The organism is Methanoregula boonei 6A8 (assembly GCF_000017625.1).
In the GTDB taxonomy this organism is placed as follows: Archaea; Halobacteriota; Methanomicrobia; order Methanomicrobiales; family Methanospirillaceae; genus Methanoregula; species Methanoregula boonei.
The window spans coordinates 35,654-56,310 of sequence record NC_009712.1; the positions used below are offsets into that span (position 1 = coordinate 35,654).

The window sequence follows — 20,657 nt, forward strand, 5'->3', positions numbered from 1 at the left end:
GATAGGTTTACGTTCAGTGTGACACAGTGTGACACACTAAGACGAAGGGTGATCGTATGGACAGGGATCGTGCCACACTCCTCTCCGGTGCAGTGGAAGGGGACCGGATTAGCGAAAAGGACGCACTGCGCCTCTTTTCAACACGCGACCGCGACGTCTGGAAGATCGCGGCTGCCGCGGATGAGAAACGGGAGCAGGTTGTCGGTGATGCAGTTACCTATGTCAGGAACCAGAATATCAACGTGACCAACCTATGCGTCAACGCTTGCGGGTTCTGCGGTTTTGGAAAAAAGCCCGGCGATGAGGGCATCTATTTCCATGATGAGGCGGTTATCCGGGAGAAGGCTGCGCTTGCAAAATCGCGGAATGTTACCGAGATCTGTACGGTAAGCGGCCTGCACCCGGCCTTTACCGCACAATCCTATATCGATGTGTACCGCTGGATCGGGGAGGCCGCCCCGGGGGTACACCTGCACGCGAGTAACCCGATGGAGGTGGCATATGCGGCGCGGAAAAGCGGCATGAGCACAAAAGAGGTGCTCGCGGCGATGAAGGACGCCGGCCTTGCCTCCATGTGCGGGACAGCGTCCGAGATCCTCGTTGATTCCGTCCGGGAGAAAATCTGCGCTCAGAAGATCCCGACCGCGGAATGGGTACGTATTATCAGAGAGGCGCACCAGCTCGCGATTCCCACCACTGCCACTATTATGTACGGCCATTGCGAGACCGATGCAGACCGGGTGCGCCACCTTGCCATACTCCGGGAGATCCAGGACGAAACCAAAGGATTTACGGAATTTGTCCCGCTCTCGTTTATCCACATGAACACACCCATCTTCCGGAACGGGACCGCCCGGGCAGGGGCCACCGGCCGGGAAGATCTCCTGATGGTTGCAGTTGCCCGGCTCTTCCTTGACAATTTCGCAAACATCCAGGTCTCGTGGGTCAAGGAAGGGATCAAGATGGCGCAGCTTGGCCTCCTTGCCGGGGCAAACGATCTCGGGGGCACGATGTTTGAAGAGAGCATCTCCAAGGGTGCCGGCGCTACAAATACCGATTACCTGGACCCGGCCGAGATGCAGCGGGTAGCAGAAGACCTGGGCCGGACGCTTTGCCGGCGCACAACCCTCTATAAACCGGTCTGACCCTCCCTTTTTGCCCCGGCCTTACAGCCTTTTATCCTTCATGATCCAACGGTGTGATCGGTACTATGCGAAGGAAAGACCGGGAGATCACGGACCGGGGTGCGATGGAAGCGATCCTCACCAGCGCAGAGGTGTGCAGGATCGGGCTGGCCGACGGCGGCGAGCCGTACGTGGTGCCGGTCTGCTTTGCCTACCGGGACAACGCGATCTATTTCCATTCGGCTCAAGCGGGAAAGAAGATGGAGATGCTCCTAAAGAACCCCCGCTGCTGCGTTGAAGTGGACCACTCCACCGGGCCGATCCCGGACAAGAATCCCTGTTCCTGGGAGATGCGGTACCGGAGCGTCATTTGCACCGGCACCGCAAAGAACCTGACTTGGTACGAGGAGAAGCGCGAGGCAATGAACGCCATCCTGCGGCACTACGGCATCCCGGATCACCCTTTTACCGAAAAAGAACTGGAGAAGGTCTGCCTGGTAAAAATTTCCCTTGATGGGATGACCGCAAAACAACATGGATACTAATCAGCCGGTCTTTTCCGTCACTGCACTTAGGTATCACGCGTTCTGGTACCGGGTGTAAGTCCGAGGCTGGAGAACGCAGCAATAATCTCTTTTTTTGGGTCCCGGTGCCAGTGCAGGAGATGGGAGGGGCAGTCACAGTCGCTGCACCCGAACCGGTCTACCCCTGTCCCACCTTGGGCAAGGAGGGCAGCGAGTCTGCATTCGAGCCGTTCGGCAGTCGGGGCGCTCATCGCATATGCAACCGAAAAGCGGAGATCGGAGAGGAGGTAGTCGATATGCCATTTCGGCCGCTTGTCCCGGTGCTCAGCGAGCCGGAGATGACGTTCGAGCCGCACAAGCCCCCCGGGACCAAGGGCAGAACCAATGTATCCGTGCCAGCCGGCCGCAAACGAGACCGGGCCAAGCGCCCCAACCTCAACGGTGCAGGCCGGGTTTTTTACCACAAGACAGTATATGCCCTTATCCATACCCGCCCTTCATGAGTTGCCGTGCCGCAGCAATGTGGCGTTTCCCGCCGCAGTCCACCGGCTCGCCGTGGCCCGGGTACAGCCCCTCCACATCGAGGGCAGAAAGCCGGTCAAGGGACTCTTCCAGCGCCTGCCGGCTCCCGCCGGGGAAATCGTAGCGTCCAAACGCACCGTCGGTAAATACGGTATCGCCGCTGATGAGCACCTTGTCTGCCTCTGACCAGAGACAGATGCTTCCCGGGGTATGGCCCGGCGTGTGGATGACGGTCAGGCCGCCTATGGTGTCACCGTCATTGAGTTTGATATCCGGTGCAATACCGGGAGAACGGGCGCCAAAATGCATGGAGAGGCTCTGTGCATCCTCGAAAAGACCCATGGCATCCGCCCGATGGATCGCGACCTTGGCCTTGCACATATGGGCGATCTCTTTTACATGGGCGGTATGGTCGAAGTGACAGTGGGTAAGGACTATTGTATCGATCGTGTCCTTGAACGGCTGGATTGCCATAGGGAGGAGACCGGCGTCCACGAGGACCGTGCCGAAGATATACGAGTTTGCGAGCGCCCCCTGCTCGGGGATCCACCTGACCTGCATGCACAATAATAAAGCATCCCAACAGATGTTTGTTATGGATATGCTTATCCGCAGCTGCTCCTCTGGTATTCCTGCTGTTGTCGCAGAAGCGGCACGGGCAGAGGGCATGGATGCGGAACGGATGGCCCGGCGCATTGCAGCCGGGCGGATTGTGATCCCGGCAAACCCCGCACGCCGGCACCGCCCCTGCGCCATCGGGCAGGGCTGCACGGTTAAGGTGAACGTGAACGTCGGGACCTCCGGCTCCCGGTGTGAGTATGCCCTTGAGGAAAAGAAGGCAAAAGCGGCGCTCGATAACGGCGCCGATGCCATCATGGACCTTTCCACCGGGGGGGACCTTGTTGCGATCCGCAAAAAAATGCTTGCCCTTGATACCACGGTCGGGACGGTGCCGGTGTACGAGGCGGTGCGCCGGGCGGGAAACGCTGCCGATGTGGATGCCGACCTGCTCTTTAAGGTCATCCGGGAGCACTGCAAACAGGGCGTGGATTTCCTCACCCTCCACTGCGGGGTGAACCGGCAGGCGCTCGATGCCCTGAAGCTCGACCCGCGCCTGATGGGGGTGGTGAGCCGGGGCGGGACATTCCATTGTGCAATGATGATGCTCCGGGACGAGGAGAACCCGCTTTTTTCGGAGTTCGACTACCTGCTGGAGATCCTCGCAGAACACGATGTCACCATCAGCCTCGGGGACGGGATGCGGCCCGGCTGCCTGCAGGACGCGGGAAAACTTGCCAAATCCGTGGAGTACGTGACGCTCGGGACGCTTGCACAGCGTGCCCTTGCCGCGGGCGTCCAGCGGATGATCGAGGGACCGGGGCACATGCCCTATGACCAGGTGGGCTACAACGTGCGGATGATAAAAGAGATCACCGCCCATGCGCCGCTCTACCTGCTCGGCCCCATCGTCACCGACATCGCGCCAGGCTACGACCACGTTGTCGCGGCCATCGGCGGGGCGGAGGCCTGCCGGAACGGGGCTGACTTCCTCTGCATGGTCTCTCCCAGCGAACACCTCGCTCTTCCGGACGTTGAGGATATCATCGAAGGAACCCGGATCGCAAAGATCGCGGCGCATGTAGGCGATACCGTCCGGCGGCACGAAGGATACCGGATGGAACGCGAGGTGCAGATGGCAGAGGCCCGGCACGATCTTGACTGGGACGCCCAGTTCCGGCTGGCACTCTATGGCGATCACGCAAAGGCGATCCATGTCCGGGACGGGGACACGGACACCTGCTCGATGTGCGGGGACCTCTGTGCGATCAAGATGGTGCGGGAACTCTTCGAAGGTGCAGCCTCAAAGAAGAAAGAATAAGCCGATTTTTTTCGCGTCCGGAAGGTACGCCGGACACATTTTTTACCGGTCAGAGGAATATAAGCGGGTGGAGCTCGGACTCCTGCCCGCAGCCGGATTTTATCCGCTGTATGATTGCCAGTTCGTTCCTGAGCCCGAGCTCGCGGCTGAACCGCTCGGCCTGTTCGAGCTTGTCAGCTGTGGACGCGTACCTGTCCGGGAAGGAGTCCGGCGCTGCATGGAAGAGGAGCGCTTCTGAGAGGAATGTCTGGACAATGCCCCAGTGCGAGGAGATCTGGCAATAGATCTCAAACGCATTCTGGAATTTTGTGTCAAGGTCCCGGGGGAACGGTTTTTTGCACTTTTGGAATGCCACGCGTGCACATTCGCATTCCCCGATAAGGCAGTGGGCAAACCAGTTGACACTCCGCACCCTCTGGGCCACGGTCTTTGCCTCATCGTATGCTGCCGCCGCTTGTGCGCACGCTTTTTCTGCCTCCGCCGGGCCGGAAAGGAACGCCCGGGCCCGGAACAGCTCGGCCCGTTCGGGCAGGAGCATGACCAGGCCCCGCATCATCCCGTTGCGATAGATCTCTTCTGCCGTGTCGTAGTACCCGGAGGCCTCGTCAGACTTCCCGGAAAGGCGGCATGCCGTCCCGGTCCTCCGCAGGATATCGGCCCGCAGCTCGGCGACATCCGGGTTGGTCCTGGCCGGGTCCGCTTTTCCGCAGAGCTCGAGCGCCTGGACAAACCGGGCCGGTGAGGACGTGGGTGCATAATCCCCGCAGAGCAGCTCGACCTCGCCGGCGCCAAGGAGCCCTTTTGCCCTGAGGAGGGGATCGGCATCCCGGATCCGGAGAAGTTCAAGATATGCCTCTTTTGCCCCGGTAAGGTCATTGAGGTGGAGCAGGATACGGCCTTTGGTGATCCGGGATTCCGACAAAAGGGCCGGAAGAGCCAGGCCCTGCTGTTCTGCCAGGGCCACACCCCGGACAAATGCCTCGTATGCCTCCTGGTACTGGTTGAGTATCGTGAAAAAATCCGCGTACCACAGAAAAAACCGGGCCTCCCGCTCTTCGACCGGCCCGGTGGCTACAAACCGCAGGAAGTTCCGGGCCACCATGCTGTCAATGTCGCTCTCCGGGATCTTTCCTGCATAGATGTCATCGTAGATCCCTTCGAGGTAGTCGCCGATCGCATTGCTGTTCCCGAGGATCTTCTGGAATGCCGAGTACGCGGCTTCGATCTGGTGGCTCCGCTCTGTCCGTTCCCCTACCGCGGAGATAAATCTCGGGTGGGGAAGGGCGGCGTTCTCCCCATCACCCATACGGCTGAGTTCGTGGAGCAGAACAGTCAGGTCAAGAAGGCCCTCGTGGGGCTTGTCCCGGCACTTGATAAGGATGTACTTGTTGAAGATCCACGGGCGGCGGATGTAATAGTAGGGATTAGTCCGCTCGCTTCCCGCCCGGGCAAGGATCCCCCGCCCGATCAGGAGTTCCAGCCTTTTCCTGAGGGCCGATTCGGTGATGGCCCGGTCTTTGTGGCCCTCCTGTTCCCCCGCGGCCTCCGGTAAATTTACCCGCTCAAGGATCTGCCGGAGGTGCAGGGGACCATCGTACAGGGTGAGGAGGGTCTCTTTTGCAGCCCCCGAGAGATCAGGCTCTTCCTCTACCATCCTCCGGAATGTTGCCTGATCGGGATACATAGCACTAGTACCTGATTACGCAGAGGTTGTATAAAGCGCCATCCCGACCCTGGAAGTCCTGAATTTATAAGGGCGGACGGAAAAGATCCCGCATTTTCTTTCCAAACCACCCTCGTTTTTATATATTCACCTGCAAAATGCCTCCTTACTCAATCGCAGAGGTAAAGAAGATGGAGATCTCTCAAACAGTATCACAGGGAATCATCATCGTAACTCCCGCAGGATGGCTCGACACCGCCTCATCAGAGGAGTTTTTGAAGTACTGCACAGCCCTGCCGAAAGCCCCGGTTATTCTCGATCTTTCGGGTCTCAGCTACGTGAGCAGTATTGGTCTCCGGGCATTGCTCCAGTTCGGGAAGGAACAAAGACAACGGGGAGCAGATGTGGTTATTGCAGGAAGCAAAGGATTTGTCCATTCAGTGCTCCGGATGAGCGGATTTGATCAGCTCTTCCTGATGTACTCTTCCGCGGCCGATGCAATTCAGGCGATTGCAGGGCCGGCAACCAAAGTGCCCGATGCATGACCGTGGAGGGTGACCTCTTCCTCCACTTCAACTCTTTTGGCGACAACACCCCTATTCACGCCTTTTGGCCCGTCATCCCAATGTTGTTTTCCGGGACATTTTTAGACAACTGGAAAAGATCTCCCTTTTTTTTTCCAACTTCCCCGCCATTTTATATTCACCGGTAAGATGTTCCCTCGCAATAGTTCAGGTGATAGAAATGGAGATCCACCACGAAATATCCCGGGGAATCGTCATCGTAACGTTCTCCGGGTGGCTCGATACAACCTCGGCCGGGAAATTTTTGGAGTACTGTGTACTCCTGCCGCCGGCTACCCCGATCATTTTTGATCTTTCGAGACTCTCCTTTCTGAGCAGGACCGGCCTTCGTGCGCTGCTCCGGTTCAGGAATATGAGGGCTTCGACGGGATCTGTTGTGGTTATTGCGGGTAGCAGGGGTTTTGTCGATACTGCGCTGAAAATGAACCGGTTTAACCGGCTCTTTCCGATGTATCTCTCTGTTGCCGATGCAATCCCGGCTATTGCAACGGCTGCGGCCCCGATTCCCCGTGTGTGGGGAGGTGCATGACCATGGATCATGACTTTCACGTCTCCGCCGGTGCCATTGGCGACAACACCCACATTCATCCCCTGGAGGCCGATGAGGCACAGGGGGTTTCCCAGCTGATGCACGAAGCATACCGCGACACGTATCCTGAAAAATTCCTCTACAGTCCGTCAGATCTCCTGAACAAGACGGAAAACGGGGAACTGTTTTCCGCTGTGGCAACCGACCCGGAAGGGCGGGTGATCGGACATGGGACACTGCGTGCTTATCCCGGTTTCCCGGAGATCGGGCTCCTTGGATCCCTTGTTGTCACACCGGCCTGCCGCAACCGCCATCTGGGGAGAGCCCTGGCGCGGTACCTGACAGCCTACGGTGAGAAGAGAGGTTTTTTTGCACTCACGGCAGGTGTCTTCCTGTCAAGCCCTCCCTCCCGGAAAACGTTTGGAGGACTGGGCTATACCCCGAGTGCCATTATACTTGGGGCATATCCTCAGGAGATATCGCTTGTGGGAATCGCAGAGCGCCTCAGCCAGCGTGAGAGCCTGGGTTTCTGCACCAAGCTGCGCTCTTCCGTGCAGTACGGGCCGCAGTATCTCCCGGAACGCTATCGGGAAATGGTAGATGAGCTCTGCCGGGGTCTTGGGATCCGGTATATCCCGGGTGCAGAGGAGGACTCCGGCCCGGGTCCAACGATCCTCGAGGAAGGCTTCAGTGATGAGAGCCGGGTCGGCCGGATCCTTGTACGGGGCAGCGGGTACAATTTCCGCCAGGCTGTTGCACAGACCCTCTGGAATCTCCGGGCCCGGGGTGCGCAGAGTATTTGGATGCATCTTGATGCAGGTGACCCCCGCACTCCTGCTGCAGCTATGGCAGCAGAAGATTCCGGCTTTGTCTTCTCCGGGATTCTTCCCGGGAAAAAAGGCCTGATCCTTCTCCACGAGTTCTCGCGGGAGAAGATCAGCTGCGATCAGATCCATCTGTCCGACCCGGCGGGATCGCGCCTCCTTGCCTACATAGGCTCGCAGAGAAAACCGGATCTCCAGAAACGCTGAAACCCGATTGGATTTACATCCCATCCTTTTCACCCGCGAGACCGGCAAGATTCGTGAGCGTGGTGATGTTCCGCATCGTCCCGGTTTTCAATAAAGGCGGCCATTTAAGTTTCGAGCGGCCCATGCCGTCAGGGTAGTAAACGTAGACTTCCCGTTTCCCGGCAGCAGCAATCTCCCGTCCCGGGATGACAAATTCTGCAAGAATATCCTTTCCAACAGGCACGGTAACGAGCATGACCCCCACTTGTGACGGAATTGCGTCCGGGAACGGGTTACTCCTGACGATTCCGTCAAGCTCCTCTGCGCTGCGGATGACAACCCGGATCTCCTTTCCGGTTGTTCCTGCCAGCACCTTTTCAAGCGCTGCCGCGAGTTCCTCTTCGGAGCGGTTGCTGGTAAAAAGAATATTTCCACTGTTAATATAGGTGCAGATTCCCGCGAGGCCGGCCCGCTCACCAATAACTGCCAACTCTTTTTTGGGAATAAGATTATTCCCGCCAACATTGATACCACGGAGGAATGCAACAAAAGTGGTCATGGTTTTCCGCCACTAATTCTCGTTGTTGGTCCCGGTAGGATATACCGGTCTCCTGATCACTCCTTTTTGTTCTGCCCGGTCACAATGTCGGCGATCTCGCCTATGCTTACAGACATGGTGCGGGAGAAGGGCACCGGTTTTGTAATCATCAGGAATTTTAGGACGGCTGTTCCCTTGATGGTCAGTTCAATTCCCCCGTGTGTGACAAAGGCAGCAAGTGCCCCGATAAGTGCAGCATTGTCCGAGCTGACCGGGACCCTGAGCACCGCGGATCCCCGTGCGGGAATCTTTGCGCCCCCGGTATTTCCTGTTGCGATCCGGTTGTCTGCCCCTCCATTCGGATAGATAACCGTGAACAGGCACTCCTGGAGATCAGCTCCCAGAGGATTGGGGTTCTCCACCCGGATCGCCACTTCAAGCCCGATGCTTGAGAGGGAAACGTTCCGGAGCGATACGCCTTCAAGGGTCACCACCGGATCGGACAGGACAGGCATGAAAGGGATCTGTGGTGCGGGAGGGGATAATCCTGCCCGTGAGATTATGATCTGGTCCCGGTATGGTACACCGGGAGGTTCAACTATTCCCTGCCCGGGTCCGGTATTTCACCGCTACCATCTGTCCAATATTATAGGTTCCCGGTGCTAACCATCACCGAAACCAACAAACCGTGATCACTATGAACTACAGATTTTTCACGATCGCTTCCGTTATGCTGCTGCTTGCCGTTGTCATTCTTGCCGGATGCACCTCGACAACGGGGGCAACGCAGGCTGGCGGAACCAGTACATCCTCCGGTAATCCAGGCCCCGGTGGAGGCAATGTGACCTCGATGCAGAACGGACCTCCATCAGGTATGTCCTTTAACGGCACTGCGCCCGGTGGTGCAGGTCCGGGGGGTCAGCCCGGTCCCGGAGGCAACAGCACAACGATGGGTAATGCCCCATCAGGCAGTGCTCCATCAGGAGGCATGGGCGCCGGTGGATCCGGTGGGCCGGGCAGTAACTCCGGCGCATCCGCGTACACCTTTAATGGTACCTACACGTTGAATGGCGGGACAGCGACAAAGACCGGCCAGACATACACATCCGCCACCAAAGATGTGTCCGGGGTCTATGTCACCAACAGCGGTGTCCTCACCCTGATCAATCCGACAATCACAACAAGCGGCGATTCATCATCCAACGATGCCAGCAGTTTCTATGGCCTTAATGCCGCGGTCCTGGTCAACCAGGGCAGCACCATGACAATTAAGGGTGGCACGATCGCATCGACCGGATCGGGTGCAAACGGCGTGATCTCTACAGGTACCGGCTCCTCGGCCACGCTTTCGGATGTCACCATCACGGCGTCCGGTGGCGGGGCACACGGGGTCATGGCAACTCTGGGAGGAAACATCACCCTTACTGATGTCAATATCGCGACCACAGGTGAAAGCGGAGCCCCTCTCGCCACTGATCGGGGCGGCGGCGTGATCACGGTTACCCGGGGAACATTTGAGAGCACCGGTCTGCGTTCACCGGGCATCTACTCGACCGGCATCATTTCGGTTAAGGATGCAACCATTGACGCTGAACCCGGAGCAGCCGTCATTGAAGGATTTAATTCCATCAGCCTCGATAACACGTCCCTTAGCGGAGGGAGCAGCACGTCCGATTGCGTGATGATCTACCAGAGCATGTCCGGCGATGCGTCTGAGGGTACCGGGACCTTTACAATGAACGGTGGCTCACTGACCGCGACCGGAGGGCCGCTCTTCTTTGTCACCAACACCCACGGAGTCGTCAACCTCAAAGGTGCAACGGTCACCACATCGGGATCGCTTATCCGGGCCGCAGCGTCCCAGTGGGGCACCACCGGTGAGAACGGGGGCATCGTCACATTTTCCGCTGACGGCGAAACCCTAGCCGGGAACGTGACCGCCGACAGTATCAGCTCGATTGATGTCAACCTGGAAAACGGATCCACGCTGACCGGTGCGATCAACCCGGCAGCCCTGACACTCGATGCGACAAGCACGTGGACAGTTACCGGGGACTCGGTACTGACAAGTCTCTCAGATGCGGGCGGGATCTCCGGGACAAATATCACGAACATCAACGGGAACGGCCACATGGTGACCTATGATGCGAGCCTTGCCGCAAACAGTGCGCTTGACGGGAAGACGTACACGCTTTCAGGTAGCGGAATGCTCAAGCCGGCATAAAATAAAAAACTCTAAACTTTTTTTGCAAGATCAGTCGAGGGGCTTACCGGTGAAAATAAGACCTGATCTCTCATAAAAAGTTTTAAAAAACAGAAAAAAATCTGAAATCTGAAAAAAAGAGCAGATCTAATTCTTTGCGAGTTTCAGGATCCGGATCGCAAGGTGTGCCGCGTTATCCCCGTTATCAACACCCACGCAAGCTACTGGCACACCTTTGGGCATCTGGACGATCGAGAGCAGGGCATCAAGGCCGTTCAAGGTCCCGCTGACCGGAACCCCAATCACCGGCTTGTCGGTCTTTGAAGCGATGACCCCCGGCAGCGCGGCCGAGAGGCCGGCTATAGCGATATAGATCCCGCTCGGGCAATTTTTGATATAGGCATCCAGTTTGTCCGGGTCCCGGTGGGCAGAGATGACCTGGTAGTCCCAGGTGATCTTGTGCTCGTCAAGAATCTTCTTTGCCTTGTCGGCAATTGCGGCATCGGATGCAGATCCGCAGATGATACTTACGTCTGCCATATTAAGCCATCCAAACTTATATCCCGTCTATATAAATATACTATTGGCAGATCCACATGGAAAAAGAATCACTCCTTATGCTTCCGGGCCCGGTACCGATGCCTGAACGGGTCAGGTTTGCAATGTCACGTCAGGCAATCAACCACCGGAGCGCCGAGTTTGGTGCGGTCTATGCAGACTGCGTCAGGGTTTTAAAGACCACGTTTGGGACCACCAACGATGTATTCGTGATCAGCGGGTCCGGCACGGCCGGCATGGAAGCCGCGGTCGCAAACTTCGGCCGGGACAAGGAGATCGCCTGTTTTGTGAACGGAAAGTTCGGCGAACGCCTCTATAAAATCAGCCAGCGTTACGGCAAAGCCCACGAGATCAAGTCAGAGTGGGGCACACCTCTTGACCTTGCGGCACTCGAAGCACAGCTCGAGGCGGGCGCACAGGTTGTCACTCTGGTTCACAACGAGACCTCGGCCGGGATCAAGAACCCGGCGGCAGAGATCGGGAAGCTCGCCCGCAAGCACGATGCGCTCTTTGTCATGGACGGCATCACTTCTGTCGGTGGCGACCTGGTCGAGACCGACAAGTGGGGAGTTGACGTCGCGATTGTCGGCTCGCAGAAGTGCCTTGCCGCACCGGCCGGCCTTGCCGCAGTCTCCGTGAGTGCCCGGGCATGGGAGCGGCTCACCAAGAACCCGCCGTACTACCTCGATCTTGCGGCGTACAAGAAAAGCGCTGCCGGGAAACCGATGGAGACCCCGTATACCCCGGCGGTCCCATTGTTCCTCGCTCTCCGCGAGGCCTGCCTTATTGTTGAGGAAGAGGGGCTTGCCAACCGGATTGCCCGGCACCAGAAGATGGCAAAGGCCGTCCGCGCCGCAGCTCAGGCATGGGGACTCTCTCTCTTCCCGAAACTCGATGCAAAGCACGAGTACGCAACGACTGTTACAGCGGTCTCGTATCCTGATGGTATTAGTGACGATGCGGTCAGGGCGACCATCAAGAAGCTGGGCATCACCATTGCCGGTGGCCAGGACCACCTCAAGGGCAAGATCTTCCGTATCGGGACCATGGGCGCCGTGAGCGCACCTGAGATCCTCGCTACGCTTGCCGCAACCCAGCACGGTCTTGTAAAGGCCGGCTACAAGATCAAGGGCAACGGTGTCGAGGCTGCGGCCGAGGTGCTGGAATGAAGGTGGGTGTCGCTGACACCACTTTCTCACGCGTTAATATGGGAGCGATCGCTATCGACGAGCTCAAAAAGCACGCGAGCGTGGCGATCGAGCGGGTGACCGTACCGGGAATGAAGGACCTGCCGGTTGCCTGCAAGAAACTGATCGAAGAGCGCCGCTGCGATATTGTGATGGCTCTGGGGATGCCGGGGGGAAAGGAGAAGGACAAGACCTGTGCCCACGAGGCATCGCAGGGGCTCATCATGTGCCAGCTCATGACAAACCACCACATCATCGAGGTCTTCGTGCACGAGGACGAGGCAAAGGATGATGCGGAACTTGCATGGCTTGCCGAGCAGCGCACCCGGGAGCACGCGGTCAATGCCGTAAAACTCGTCCTCCACCCGGAGGCCCTAACGAAAGACGCCGGAACCGGCCAGCGTCAGGGATTTTCTGACGCCGGCCCTGCCCGGCGGTAGGGACCATTGACAGGTTTATGAACATTAAAACGAGATGATCAGGTATGTGCGATACCAAGCCGATAAAACTGGGATTCGTGGTCGCGGAGTTTAACCGTGACATCACCTACATGATGGAGATCGAAGCACGGGAGCATGCAGCGTTTTTGGGCGCTGAAGTAACCGAGTGTCTGTACGTGCCGGGTGCCTTTGACATGCCCCTTGCAATCAAGAAGATGCTTGCCGCAGGAAAAGTCGATGCAGTCGTCACCGTCGGCTGCGTGATCGAGGGAGCAACCCAGCATGACGAGATTGTCGTGCAACACGCGGCCCGCAAAATTATAGACCTCTCCCTGGAGTTCGGGAAGCCGGTCACGCTTGGCATCTCCGGGCCCGGCATGAGCCGTCTCGAAGCAAACGAGAGGATTGATTATGCAAAGCGCGCTGTTGAATCTGCAGTAAAGCTTGTCAAAAGATTGCAATGAAGCAGCTCTCGGAGAAGGTCGCGGCGATTGCCCCCTCCGCGACGATTGAGATCTCCAACAAGGCAAAGAAGATGCAGAGGGAGGGCATCGATGTCATCAGCCTCTCGATCGGTGAGCCCGATTTCGATACTCCAAAACACATCACGGACGCCTGCATCGACGCCCTCAAAAGGGGCGAAACGCATTATGCGCCAAGCGACGGCATCCCCGAACTGCTTTCTGCGATCAGCGAAAAGATCGCAAAAGAGAACCGGTTTGCCTGTGCGCCCGACCAGGTGATTGTCACCTGCGGCGCCAAGGACGCCATCTACGAAGGGATGGAAGCGGTGTTGAACCCCGGCGACGAAGTCCTGCTCCTCACGCCGGCCTGGGTCTCGTACGAGCCCTGCGTCCAGATGGCCGGTGGGAAGATCGTCAAGCATGCGGTCAACCAGGAGTCCTTCCAGCTCGACGATTCTCTTCTTGAAAAGGTCAATAAAAAGACCAAAATGATCGTGGTAAACTCGCCCTCGAACCCATCAGGTGCGGTGTTTGACAAGAAATCCATGAAACTTGCGGCCGATCTCTGCGAGGATCACGATCTCTATGCGATGTCTGATGAGATCTATGAGAAGCTGATCTATGGGAAAGAACACATCTCGCTTGCATCCCTTGGTGACATGGCGCAGAGGACGATCACGATTAACGGCTTCTCCAAGGCCTACGCAATGACCGGCTGGCGGCTCGGGTACGCGATCGCCCCAAAACCGATCATAAAAGCGATGTCCAAGGTGCAGCAGCACTCGGTCTCTCAGGCAACAACCTTTTCGATGTGGGGTGCGGTTGCGGCGCTCAAAGGTGACCAGCGCTGTGTCGAAGAGATGCGCACCGAGTTCGATAAGCGGCGCCAGTATATCATCAAGGAATTGGGACATATGGGCTACATCTGTGCTCCGGCCGACGGCGCTTTCTACGCGTTTATAAAGGTAGCCGGTGACGATATGAAGATCGCAACAGACTGGCTCGAAAAGGCGCACGTGGCAGCAACCCCGGGCAGCTCGTTTGATGCGCCCGGCTGGATCCGGCTCTCGTATGCGGCATCGCTGGACCGGCTCAAAGAGGCAATGGGCCGGATCAAAAAGTTTGGCGGGAACTAGGATCCCGGCCAGCTGAAATATTTTTTTTTATTCGGTAGCATTCGGGTAATTTTTCCCGTTTTCAAAACTATTTTCGGACATTTCTTAATAAAGAAAAATTCCGTACTGTTTTACCAGAAACAGCTCCTTTCATGCCAACTCCGCCCTCTTCGACAGGTAGATTAACTGATCACGTAAAACTTACCTCAGAGTGCGCATGGACACGAAGCAGAAGATCATCATCGCCATTCTCATGCTCGGCACACTCATGGGATCGCTTGACTCGACCATCGTCATCCTTGCCTTTCCCACCATCTCTGATTCGCTTCATGCCGAATTTGTCACTACGCTCTGGATCATCCTGATCTATCTGCTGGTCGTAGCGATTTGTACCACCCAGCTTGGGCGGATCGGAGACATCTATGGCAGGAGCCGGATGTTCAATGCCGGTTTTGGCATTTTCACGGTCGGATCGCTTTTCTGCGGCCTCTCGCCGGGCATCTCATGGCTGATTGCCTCCCGGGGTGTTCAGGCTGTCGGGGGTGCGCTGATGCAGGCAAACAGCGGGGCGATTGTCGCAGATACGTTTCCGCCCAATGTCCGGGGGACGGCTTTCGGATACATCTCCCTTGGCTGGACGAGCGGAGCGATGCTGGGGATCGTGCTGGGTGGCATCATCACGACCTTTGTCGGGTGGGAGTACATCTTTTTTGTCAACATCCCTATCGGCATCATTGCAACAATCCTCGGATTCCGCTACCTGACCGACAACTCCCGTGTCCATGCAGAACTGGATCTTGTGGGCATGCTGCTCCTTGGTGCAGCGCTCACCTTCATCTCCTATGCCGGGGTGGATTTTGCAACTGAGGGCACCGCGTTTGCCAACATAGCCTCGTTGTGTATCGGCTTTGTCATCCTCCTTCTCTTTATCGTCTTCGAACGGCGGACTTCACATCCCATCATCGATTTTTCCGCACTGCGCAACCGGATTCTCCGGTATTCCATCATGGCAACGTTCTTTTTAAGCCTCGGGTACCTCTCCGTAGTCTTTTTGATCACCATGTATCTGCAGGGCATCCGTGCCTTATCCCCGCTGGATGCAGCGCTCCTTCTCACGCCGGGGTATGTGGTGGGAAGCCTGCTCTCCCCTCGCATGGGCAGGCTCTCCGACAAGTACGGGGCCCGGGTACTTGCGACCGCCGGTACCGCTGTGCTGATTGTCGCCACGCTCATCTACCTGGTATGCGGGATTGATACCCCGCTCTGGGAAGTACTGGTGGCATCCGGCGTATCCGGTCTTGGCACTGCGATGTTTTTCCCGTCCAACAACAGTGCGGTCATGGCAAATGCCCCCCAAGGATCCTATGGCGGGATCTCGGGCATCCTGCGGACCATGCAGAATATCGGAATCCTGGGAAGTTTTGTGATCGCCATCACGGTCTCAGCTGCATCCATCCCCCGGGACGTGGCATTCGAGGTCTTTATCGGTACCACAAACCTTGTTGGCGGGGTTTCCGAGGCATTCATCAAGGGGATTGATGCCGCTTTATGGGTCTCGATCATGCTCATTGGTATTGCCGGGGCATTATCCTGGATGCGGGGCCGCGAGACCCGGGGATCGGCGCCTAGGCCGGAGGAGAAGCAGGATACCTGAAGAACAGAGATTTTTTCGATTTTAGCTCTTCTTTTTCCACCGGATTTTTGCAAATGTTGACGTGCCGGAGATAACAACGTCATTTCCCTCAGTGCGGGCAAGTCCCGAGAGATAATTTTCCAGCACCCGTTCCTGTGCCGGTGTAGTCACCCCAAACCGTTTTTTGAAAAACGCTGACATCTCCTCCCGGAAAGAAAACCGGTACTCCTTGTCCAGCGGGAGCATATTGACGTCCGCATAGATTCCCTCTTGGTACAGCACGTTCCAGAGGCAGTCTGCTTTTGGCCCGGAATAATAGGGCCTCCCGTGGAGTGGGATCATGAGGTCGGCATACATCCGCTCCCAGAAGGGGAGGTCCACGAACCAGTAGAGACAGATCTCGCCGCGTGAGACCGCATCCATCTTCCGGATCGCTTCCCGTATATCATGCATGGTAAGCGAAAGGGAAGCGATTACGAGATCGTACGGGCCTTCGATATCCCGGGTGGGATCAACCTCTTCCCAGGTCTTCCGGACACAGGTAATGTTGTTGATCCCCTCTTTTCCGGCTCGCTCCTCAAGCGCGATAATCATTCCCGCCCCGGGTTCCACCGCGGTGATCTCCTTTACCTTAGGAGCGAGCGGGATTGCGAGTGTGCCCGGCCCGGCGCCGATATCCAGTACCCGGGTTGAGGAATTGACTACAAGATCGTCCAGGGTCATTCGGATACGCGTTTCAAATTCCCCAACGGACTGGGCCGCGTACCGGGTTGCATTCTCTTTTTTGTCCCAGTCGTGCGAGGTATCCAGAGCGATCCTTGCAGTTTCGTGCTGATCCTGCCGGGCCTTCCATACCTCGTTCCAGTCAATATCGCCATACTCGCAACTGAGGGCAGGTTCTGCCATAAATACAAAGGGTACACCCTGCCGGTATTAGAAGTACGCACCGCAAAAAGAGGGCTATTCATGCCTCAGTGCATCGATCGGGTTGAGGTTTGCCGCCTGCCATGCCGGGTACAGGCCGCAGAGAATGCAGATGATGATCCCAAAGCCAACTCCCTCCACCACGGAGAACACCGTGGGGAGCGTGAAGAGATACTGGGTGGTCTTGAGCATCAGCGCACTGATGGCATATCCCCCAAGAAGGCTGAGCGCCCCGCCGATCAGGCTGCCGGTCACACCAATGATTGCCGCCTCGTAGATGAACATGCTCATCACCTCCCGTTTCTGGGTGCCGATACTACGCATAATCCCGATCTCCTTGATCCGCTCGTTTACCGACATCATCATGATATTGAAGATGGAGACCCCGGCCACAAGCATGGAGATGCCGCCGATGGCCGTGACAAAGGTGGTCACCATGCCAAAGGTATCCATGATGGTGGCAAGCGTTGCCTTACTGTCGATCACGGTCACTGACTTCTCCCTTGTATTCCGGTTAAGCTGGTTTTCGATCGTGGTCTTGACATCCGCAGTATCTCCGTTGGCGACCTTCACGACCACTTCGTTGTATTGGTACTGATCGTTGTACGTGCTCTCGAACCAGTCCTGCGTTACCACAATGGAGTTATCGGTACTGATATCAAAGCTCATGCCCCGCTCCTTGATTATGCCGGTGACCCGGAGCGTGCCGTACTGGCCATCATTCCCGACGGAAATTCGGGAACCGACCTTGACATTATGATCCGTTGCAAAGGTTGCCCCCACAAGGCATCCCGAGTTCCCGTTGCTGTAATCGCCAGCGGTGAGATCAGGAAGAAGATCTTTTGTCTGGTCGGGCGGGAGCCCGTAGATGGTAGCAACGATATCATCGCTTCCGACACCCATCGTCATATATTCGGAAGTTGAATGGACGGGAATTGCTATATTCGGGGCAACTGCCCGTTTGATCTGCTGGTATTCCTGTTCGGTCAGCATCAGGTTTGCCGAACTTGCACCTCCGCCAAAACCACTTCCTCCTGCATAGGGCATCACGATCACGCTGTCCCCAACTGAAGAGAGGCTCGAAGATACCGCTTGTACTATACTGTTCCCGAGGATTCCCATGGACGCAATCGCGACGACCCCGATGATGATCCCGAGCATGGCAAGGCTCGACCGGAGCATGTGGATCCGGATATTCCTTTTCGAGATCTCCCAGAAGATGGTGCTCACGATTCAATCCTCCCATCTACGATCTGTATCGTCCGGTTCGTATAGCTGGCCACCCGGGGGTCATGCGTCACAACGATAATGGTAGTGCCGTTACGGTTGAGCTCTGCCATAAGCTCCATAATGCTTGCCCCGGTCTTTGAATCAAGGTTACCGGTAGGTTCATCGCATAAGAGAATATCCGGGTCATTAATGAGTGCCCGGGCGACAGCTACCCGCTGCTGCTGTCCCCCGGAGAGTTCAAGGGGAGTATGGACATAGAGGTGCTCGTCGAGCTTGACGGCCCGTAGCACGGCAACCGCTTTCTTCTCATCAACCTTTGCCCGGGATTTGAGCATCTGGGGAAAATTCACGTTTTCGATGACATTTAAGAGCGGAAAGAGGTTGAAGTACTGGAAGATGAAGCCGATGTGATCCCGCCTGAGGTTGGTGAGTTCGACATCGGACATATCTCCGATTCGGATCCCCCCGATAAAGATATCTCCCGACGTCGGAGTATCGAGACAGCCCATCAGGTTGAGGAGGGTGGATTTTCCGGAGCCTGATGGCCCCATGATGGAAATGAATTCGCCCCGGTTTACCGCAAACGAGATATGGTTAAGGGCGGTAACATCCCCCGCTTTCAGGGGGTAGACCTTGACCACATCGTGGAATACAAGGACCGGCTGGTCCTCTCCGGGTAACGCCTCCGGTGTCACTGTGTCACTCTTTGTGCCTTCTCAGGTACACATACCATCCGCCCACAAAGATCACAGCGATAATGACGACCACCAGTACCGGGAGCATGCTTGGCTGTGAGTTAGGTTGTGCAGTGGTCTGGGTGAGATCGATATTCTGGACTGAGGAGAGGATATTACCGTCACTGTCTTTGTATGATAACTGGAGGGGCACGCTTGTCGTGCCGTCCGGTACAGTAAAGGTGATCTCGAAACTGCCAAAGTCATCCGGCTTGAGTGTACCGATGACATAATTTCTGTCAGGTTCCTGTGGTATGGCAGGCGAAAGTGATGTAACGGTAACACCATTTGCGTTCGAGAGGCCGGCATTGGTTATATCTCCGGTAACGTCACAGGTTCCATTGGTGAGTGCAATAACAATATTGCTCATCACCGGGTCGGCCTGCATTTTATCCGTGGTAAATGCCACCGGGATCTTCAGATCTACCGAATGATGATTGTCCCCGTTGTCGTACTTCACGGTTACATTAAGGGTGGTCTCGACGTTCGGTGTTACCGTGAAATTCACTACGGTACTCGCGCCGGAGGAAAGCACCCCGATATATTGCGTGGCGGGGAGGATGTCTGCCCCGCTTCCCCCATCTACATCAACGATGACGTTTTTCACATCATCCTCGCGGGGATTGGCAAGCTGGAGCGAGAGCGTGTTCTTGGTGGCCGGGGTGAATGCATCCGGCTTATCGATCAGGGTTGCAACAATGGGAGTATTATCCACCTTTACAAGTCCCCGGTAGTAAATACTGGTGGCATCACCGATATTAAGAGAAAACGTCGGGTAGTAGCTGCCATCGGCGGACTGGGTAATTACCGAGAACGTGTATGTCCGTGTCTGGAGCGGGCCGACGGTCGATGAGGTGTCGTAGGACCCGCTGGTGAGCTGGAAATTATTATCGAAACCGAATGTAGCATGGTTGGCTACGATGCTCTGATTGGCGTTCCCGTTGGTGACTGCAACTGTTACGGTCCCGGCATCCCCGGTAAAAAAGGAACCGGGATCATAGGTCACGTTGGAGACGTAGACATTGTTGGCGGCGTTAATCTCTGCGGAAGTAGCCAGCGCTGTGGCCTCCCCCGTCAGAGCAAGCAGGGCAAGGGTGAGAAGGATAAGTCTGATCAGAATTTTCATTCAGGCACCTGCCAGGGAGTAGGCTTGGAAAACGATGAACAGGATTACCGGAATCATCACGCAGATCGCCGCATTCTTCAGTGACAGGTTCCGGGCCTGTTTCAGGCCGAAGATCCAGATGGATGCGCTCCAGAGCAGGAAAATAATCGAGACCACTGCAGTGATTTCGGTAAATGCCATCATCGCGGGATCGTGCATGAGTGCTGATGTGGCCTCCTTGATTACCTGCGGGTCCTGCATGGCGGCAGAAGTGAGGGGGGGGACGATCACTTTAGGGAGGTAGACCAGTGCTGCAATAACCGTTACCAGCATCCCGATAATCTGGGGGACAAACCCATATCCGACTACTTCGAGGCACCGGGAGAAACTGCCCGATCCTTTAAATGCCCGGGAAAGGAGGTAAAGAACTCCTGCCCATATCACCCAGGCAACAAATGTGCCGAAAAATGCTGCAATAACTGCGACTGCCATGATGAAAGGAGTCATTCCCTGCAGGACCGGCTCCATCATGCGGGCCGAAAGACTGCCTGCCAGGTAACCGGATACCGCCGCTATCGCGGCTCCCAGGAAAATAATAAGGCCCGGGAGCCTGAGTTCCTCTTTTTCACCAAGCGCCTGCCGGAAAAACCGTTCAGGATTTATCATCAGATCTTTTATGTTAATCCCCATC

Annotated in this window: 23 protein-coding genes; 12 read left to right on the top strand and 11 right to left on the bottom strand. The window is 56.5% G+C overall.

From position 1 onward, the window contains the following. Positions 1 to 56: 56 nt before the first annotated feature. Together cofH and MBOO_RS00205 are read left to right on the top strand one after the other, a co-directional pair. Complete coding sequence (cofH, locus tag MBOO_RS00200; protein ID WP_011991052.1) at positions 57 to 1,145, top strand: 5-amino-6-(D-ribitylamino)uracil--L-tyrosine 4-hydroxyphenyl transferase CofH; 1,089 nt, start codon at positions 57 to 59, stop codon at positions 1,143 to 1,145. A gap of 65 nt (positions 1,146 to 1,210) precedes the next feature. Next, on the top strand, positions 1,211 to 1,669 hold the full coding sequence (locus MBOO_RS00205) for a pyridoxamine 5'-phosphate oxidase family protein (RefSeq protein ID WP_011991053.1): 459 nt from the start codon (positions 1,211 to 1,213) through the stop codon (positions 1,667 to 1,669). A gap of 26 nt (positions 1,670 to 1,695) precedes the next feature. Here the strand turns inward: MBOO_RS00205 and MBOO_RS00210 are convergent, their stop codons facing one another. Then, on the bottom strand, positions 1,696 to 2,136 hold the full coding sequence (locus tag MBOO_RS00210) for a GIY-YIG nuclease family protein (protein ID WP_011991054.1): 441 nt from the start codon (positions 2,134 to 2,136) through the stop codon (positions 1,696 to 1,698). Continuing rightward, positions 2,129 to 2,731: an MBL fold metallo-hydrolase gene (locus MBOO_RS00215; protein ID WP_011991055.1), complete on the bottom strand. Its 603-nt coding sequence runs from the start codon at positions 2,729 to 2,731 to the stop codon at positions 2,129 to 2,131. Before MBOO_RS00215 ends, MBOO_RS00210 begins: the two co-directional genes overlap by 8 nt. Before the next feature lie 25 nt (positions 2,732 to 2,756). Between MBOO_RS00215 and thiC the strand changes: the two genes are divergently transcribed. After that, entirely contained in the window at positions 2,757 to 4,049 is a 1,293-nt protein-coding gene (gene thiC, locus MBOO_RS00220; RefSeq protein ID WP_083756153.1) for a phosphomethylpyrimidine synthase ThiC, read from the top strand. A 49-nt stretch (positions 4,050 to 4,098) separates the two neighbouring features. Here the strand turns inward: thiC and MBOO_RS00225 are convergent, their stop codons facing one another. Continuing rightward, entirely contained in the window at positions 4,099 to 5,733 is a 1,635-nt protein-coding gene (locus MBOO_RS00225) for a hypothetical protein (RefSeq protein WP_011991057.1), read from the bottom strand. A 137-nt stretch (positions 5,734 to 5,870) separates the two neighbouring features. Here MBOO_RS00225 and MBOO_RS00230 point away from each other — a divergent pair, with 137 nt between their 5' ends. From MBOO_RS00230 to MBOO_RS00240, 3 genes are all read left to right on the top strand, one after another. Continuing rightward, positions 5,871 to 6,257 carry an STAS domain-containing protein gene (locus MBOO_RS00230; protein ID WP_048068162.1) on the top strand — a complete coding sequence of 129 codons (387 nt, stop codon included), beginning with the start codon at positions 5,871 to 5,873 and terminating at the stop codon, positions 6,255 to 6,257. 199 nt (positions 6,258 to 6,456) lie between these two features. Beyond that, positions 6,457 to 6,825, top strand: coding sequence for an STAS domain-containing protein (locus MBOO_RS00235; protein ID WP_048068163.1), 369 nt, complete (start codon positions 6,457 to 6,459; stop codon positions 6,823 to 6,825). Beyond that, on the top strand, positions 6,822 to 7,856 hold the full coding sequence (locus MBOO_RS00240) for a GNAT family N-acetyltransferase (protein ID WP_048068164.1): 1,035 nt from the start codon (positions 6,822 to 6,824) through the stop codon (positions 7,854 to 7,856). The genes MBOO_RS00235 and MBOO_RS00240 overlap by 4 nt, the downstream gene beginning before the upstream one ends. 13 nt (positions 7,857 to 7,869) lie before the next feature. On the opposite strand, the gene MBOO_RS00245 is transcribed toward MBOO_RS00240, so the two are convergent. Beyond that, entirely contained in the window at positions 7,870 to 8,394 is a 525-nt protein-coding gene (locus MBOO_RS00245) for a DUF1697 domain-containing protein (protein WP_011991061.1), read from the bottom strand. A gap of 56 nt (positions 8,395 to 8,450) precedes the next feature. Then, positions 8,451 to 8,888: an LEA type 2 family protein gene (locus MBOO_RS00250; protein WP_011991062.1), complete on the bottom strand. Its 438-nt coding sequence runs from the start codon at positions 8,886 to 8,888 to the stop codon at positions 8,451 to 8,453. Positions 8,889 to 9,070: 182 nt separating this feature from the next. Here MBOO_RS00250 and MBOO_RS00255 point away from each other — a divergent pair, with 182 nt between their 5' ends. Further along, complete coding sequence (locus MBOO_RS00255) at positions 9,071 to 10,597, top strand: autotransporter outer membrane beta-barrel domain-containing protein (RefSeq protein WP_011991063.1); 1,527 nt, start codon at positions 9,071 to 9,073, stop codon at positions 10,595 to 10,597. Between the two features lie 126 nt (positions 10,598 to 10,723). Here MBOO_RS00255 and purE read toward each other — a convergent pair whose 3' ends face one another. After that, positions 10,724 to 11,116 carry a 5-(carboxyamino)imidazole ribonucleotide mutase gene (gene purE / locus MBOO_RS00260; protein ID WP_011991064.1) on the bottom strand — a complete coding sequence of 131 codons (393 nt, stop codon included), beginning with the start codon at positions 11,114 to 11,116 and terminating at the stop codon, positions 10,724 to 10,726. Positions 11,117 to 11,172: 56 nt separating this feature from the next. On the opposite strand from purE, the gene MBOO_RS00265 reads away from it, so the two are divergent. The 5 genes from MBOO_RS00265 to MBOO_RS00285 all read left to right on the top strand — a co-directional run bounded on the left by MBOO_RS00265 (position 11,173) and on the right by MBOO_RS00285 (position 15,994). Continuing rightward, on the top strand, positions 11,173 to 12,303 hold the full coding sequence (locus MBOO_RS00265; RefSeq protein ID WP_011991065.1) for a pyridoxal-phosphate-dependent aminotransferase family protein: 1,131 nt from the start codon (positions 11,173 to 11,175) through the stop codon (positions 12,301 to 12,303). Beyond that, positions 12,300 to 12,761 (top strand): riboflavin synthase, encoded by a 462-nt coding sequence (gene ribC, locus MBOO_RS00270; RefSeq protein WP_011991066.1) that lies wholly within the window; start codon positions 12,300 to 12,302, stop codon positions 12,759 to 12,761. Before MBOO_RS00265 ends, ribC begins: the two co-directional genes overlap by 4 nt. A gap of 44 nt (positions 12,762 to 12,805) precedes the next feature. Further along, a complete protein-coding gene (ribH, locus tag MBOO_RS00275; RefSeq protein WP_011991067.1) occupies positions 12,806 to 13,225 on the top strand; it encodes a 6,7-dimethyl-8-ribityllumazine synthase in 420 nt (139 codons plus the stop codon). After that, entirely contained in the window at positions 13,222 to 14,361 is a 1,140-nt protein-coding gene (locus tag MBOO_RS00280) for a pyridoxal phosphate-dependent aminotransferase (RefSeq protein WP_011991068.1), read from the top strand. Before ribH ends, MBOO_RS00280 begins: the two co-directional genes overlap by 4 nt. 196 nt (positions 14,362 to 14,557) lie before the next feature. Beyond that, positions 14,558 to 15,994, top strand: coding sequence for an MFS transporter (locus MBOO_RS00285; RefSeq protein WP_011991069.1), 1,437 nt, complete (start codon positions 14,558 to 14,560; stop codon positions 15,992 to 15,994). A gap of 21 nt (positions 15,995 to 16,015) precedes the next feature. Here MBOO_RS00285 and MBOO_RS00290 read toward each other — a convergent pair whose 3' ends face one another. From MBOO_RS00290 to MBOO_RS00310, 5 genes are read right to left on the bottom strand one after another with little or no spacing between them, the layout of a single operon-like run. Beyond that, entirely contained in the window at positions 16,016 to 16,879 is an 864-nt protein-coding gene (locus tag MBOO_RS00290) for a class I SAM-dependent methyltransferase (protein WP_011991070.1), read from the bottom strand. A gap of 54 nt (positions 16,880 to 16,933) precedes the next feature. Beyond that, positions 16,934 to 18,127: an ABC transporter permease gene (locus MBOO_RS00295; protein ID WP_011991071.1), complete on the bottom strand. Its 1,194-nt coding sequence runs from the start codon at positions 18,125 to 18,127 to the stop codon at positions 16,934 to 16,936. Continuing rightward, positions 18,124 to 18,822 (bottom strand): ABC transporter ATP-binding protein, encoded by a 699-nt coding sequence (locus MBOO_RS00300; RefSeq protein ID WP_011991072.1) that lies wholly within the window; start codon positions 18,820 to 18,822, stop codon positions 18,124 to 18,126. The genes MBOO_RS00295 and MBOO_RS00300 overlap by 4 nt, the downstream gene beginning before the upstream one ends. Positions 18,823 to 18,826: 4 nt before the next feature. Beyond that, positions 18,827 to 19,987, bottom strand: a complete 1,161-nt coding sequence (locus tag MBOO_RS00305) for a COG1361 family protein (RefSeq protein ID WP_011991073.1) — start codon at positions 19,985 to 19,987, stop codon at positions 18,827 to 18,829. After that, positions 19,988 to 20,656: a YIP1 family protein gene (locus tag MBOO_RS00310; RefSeq protein ID WP_011991074.1), complete on the bottom strand. Its 669-nt coding sequence runs from the start codon at positions 20,654 to 20,656 to the stop codon at positions 19,988 to 19,990. It abuts the gene before it with no gap. Position 20,657: the final 1 nt, after the last annotated feature.

Bases quoted from the DNA above. Each gene is read 5' to 3' on its own strand.
- cofH (WP_011991052.1), top strand. From the start codon at position 57: ATGGACAGGGATCGTGCCACACTCCTCTCCGGTGCAGTGGAAGGGGAC.
- MBOO_RS00205 (WP_011991053.1), top strand. From the start codon at position 1,211: ATGCGAAGGAAAGACCGGGAGATCACGGACCGGGGTGCGATGGAAGCG.
- MBOO_RS00210 (WP_011991054.1), bottom strand. From the start codon at position 2,136: ATGGATAAGGGCATATACTGTCTTGTGGTAAAAAACCCGGCCTGCACC.
- MBOO_RS00215 (WP_011991055.1), bottom strand. From the start codon at position 2,731: ATGCAGGTCAGGTGGATCCCCGAGCAGGGGGCGCTCGCAAACTCGTAT.
- thiC (WP_083756153.1), top strand. From the start codon at position 2,757: ATGTTTGTTATGGATATGCTTATCCGCAGCTGCTCCTCTGGTATTCCT.
- MBOO_RS00225 (WP_011991057.1), bottom strand. From the start codon at position 5,733: ATGTATCCCGATCAGGCAACATTCCGGAGGATGGTAGAGGAAGAGCCT.
- MBOO_RS00230 (WP_048068162.1), top strand. From the start codon at position 5,871: ATGCCTCCTTACTCAATCGCAGAGGTAAAGAAGATGGAGATCTCTCAA.
- MBOO_RS00235 (WP_048068163.1), top strand. From the start codon at position 6,457: ATGGAGATCCACCACGAAATATCCCGGGGAATCGTCATCGTAACGTTC.
- MBOO_RS00240 (WP_048068164.1), top strand. From the start codon at position 6,822: ATGACCATGGATCATGACTTTCACGTCTCCGCCGGTGCCATTGGCGAC.
- MBOO_RS00245 (WP_011991061.1), bottom strand. From the start codon at position 8,394: ATGACCACTTTTGTTGCATTCCTCCGTGGTATCAATGTTGGCGGGAAT.
- MBOO_RS00250 (WP_011991062.1), bottom strand. From the start codon at position 8,888: ATGCCTGTCCTGTCCGATCCGGTGGTGACCCTTGAAGGCGTATCGCTC.
- MBOO_RS00255 (WP_011991063.1), top strand. From the start codon at position 9,071: ATGAACTACAGATTTTTCACGATCGCTTCCGTTATGCTGCTGCTTGCC.
- purE (WP_011991064.1), bottom strand. From the start codon at position 11,116: ATGGCAGACGTAAGTATCATCTGCGGATCTGCATCCGATGCCGCAATT.
- MBOO_RS00265 (WP_011991065.1), top strand. From the start codon at position 11,173: ATGGAAAAAGAATCACTCCTTATGCTTCCGGGCCCGGTACCGATGCCT.
- ribC (WP_011991066.1), top strand. From the start codon at position 12,300: ATGAAGGTGGGTGTCGCTGACACCACTTTCTCACGCGTTAATATGGGA.
- ribH (WP_011991067.1), top strand. From the start codon at position 12,806: ATGTGCGATACCAAGCCGATAAAACTGGGATTCGTGGTCGCGGAGTTT.
- MBOO_RS00280 (WP_011991068.1), top strand. From the start codon at position 13,222: ATGAAGCAGCTCTCGGAGAAGGTCGCGGCGATTGCCCCCTCCGCGACG.
- MBOO_RS00285 (WP_011991069.1), top strand. From the start codon at position 14,558: ATGGACACGAAGCAGAAGATCATCATCGCCATTCTCATGCTCGGCACA.
- MBOO_RS00290 (WP_011991070.1), bottom strand. From the start codon at position 16,879: ATGGCAGAACCTGCCCTCAGTTGCGAGTATGGCGATATTGACTGGAAC.
- MBOO_RS00305 (WP_011991073.1), bottom strand. From the start codon at position 19,987: ATGAAAATTCTGATCAGACTTATCCTTCTCACCCTTGCCCTGCTTGCT.
- MBOO_RS00310 (WP_011991074.1), bottom strand. From the start codon at position 20,656: ATGGGGATTAACATAAAAGATCTGATGATAAATCCTGAACGGTTTTTC.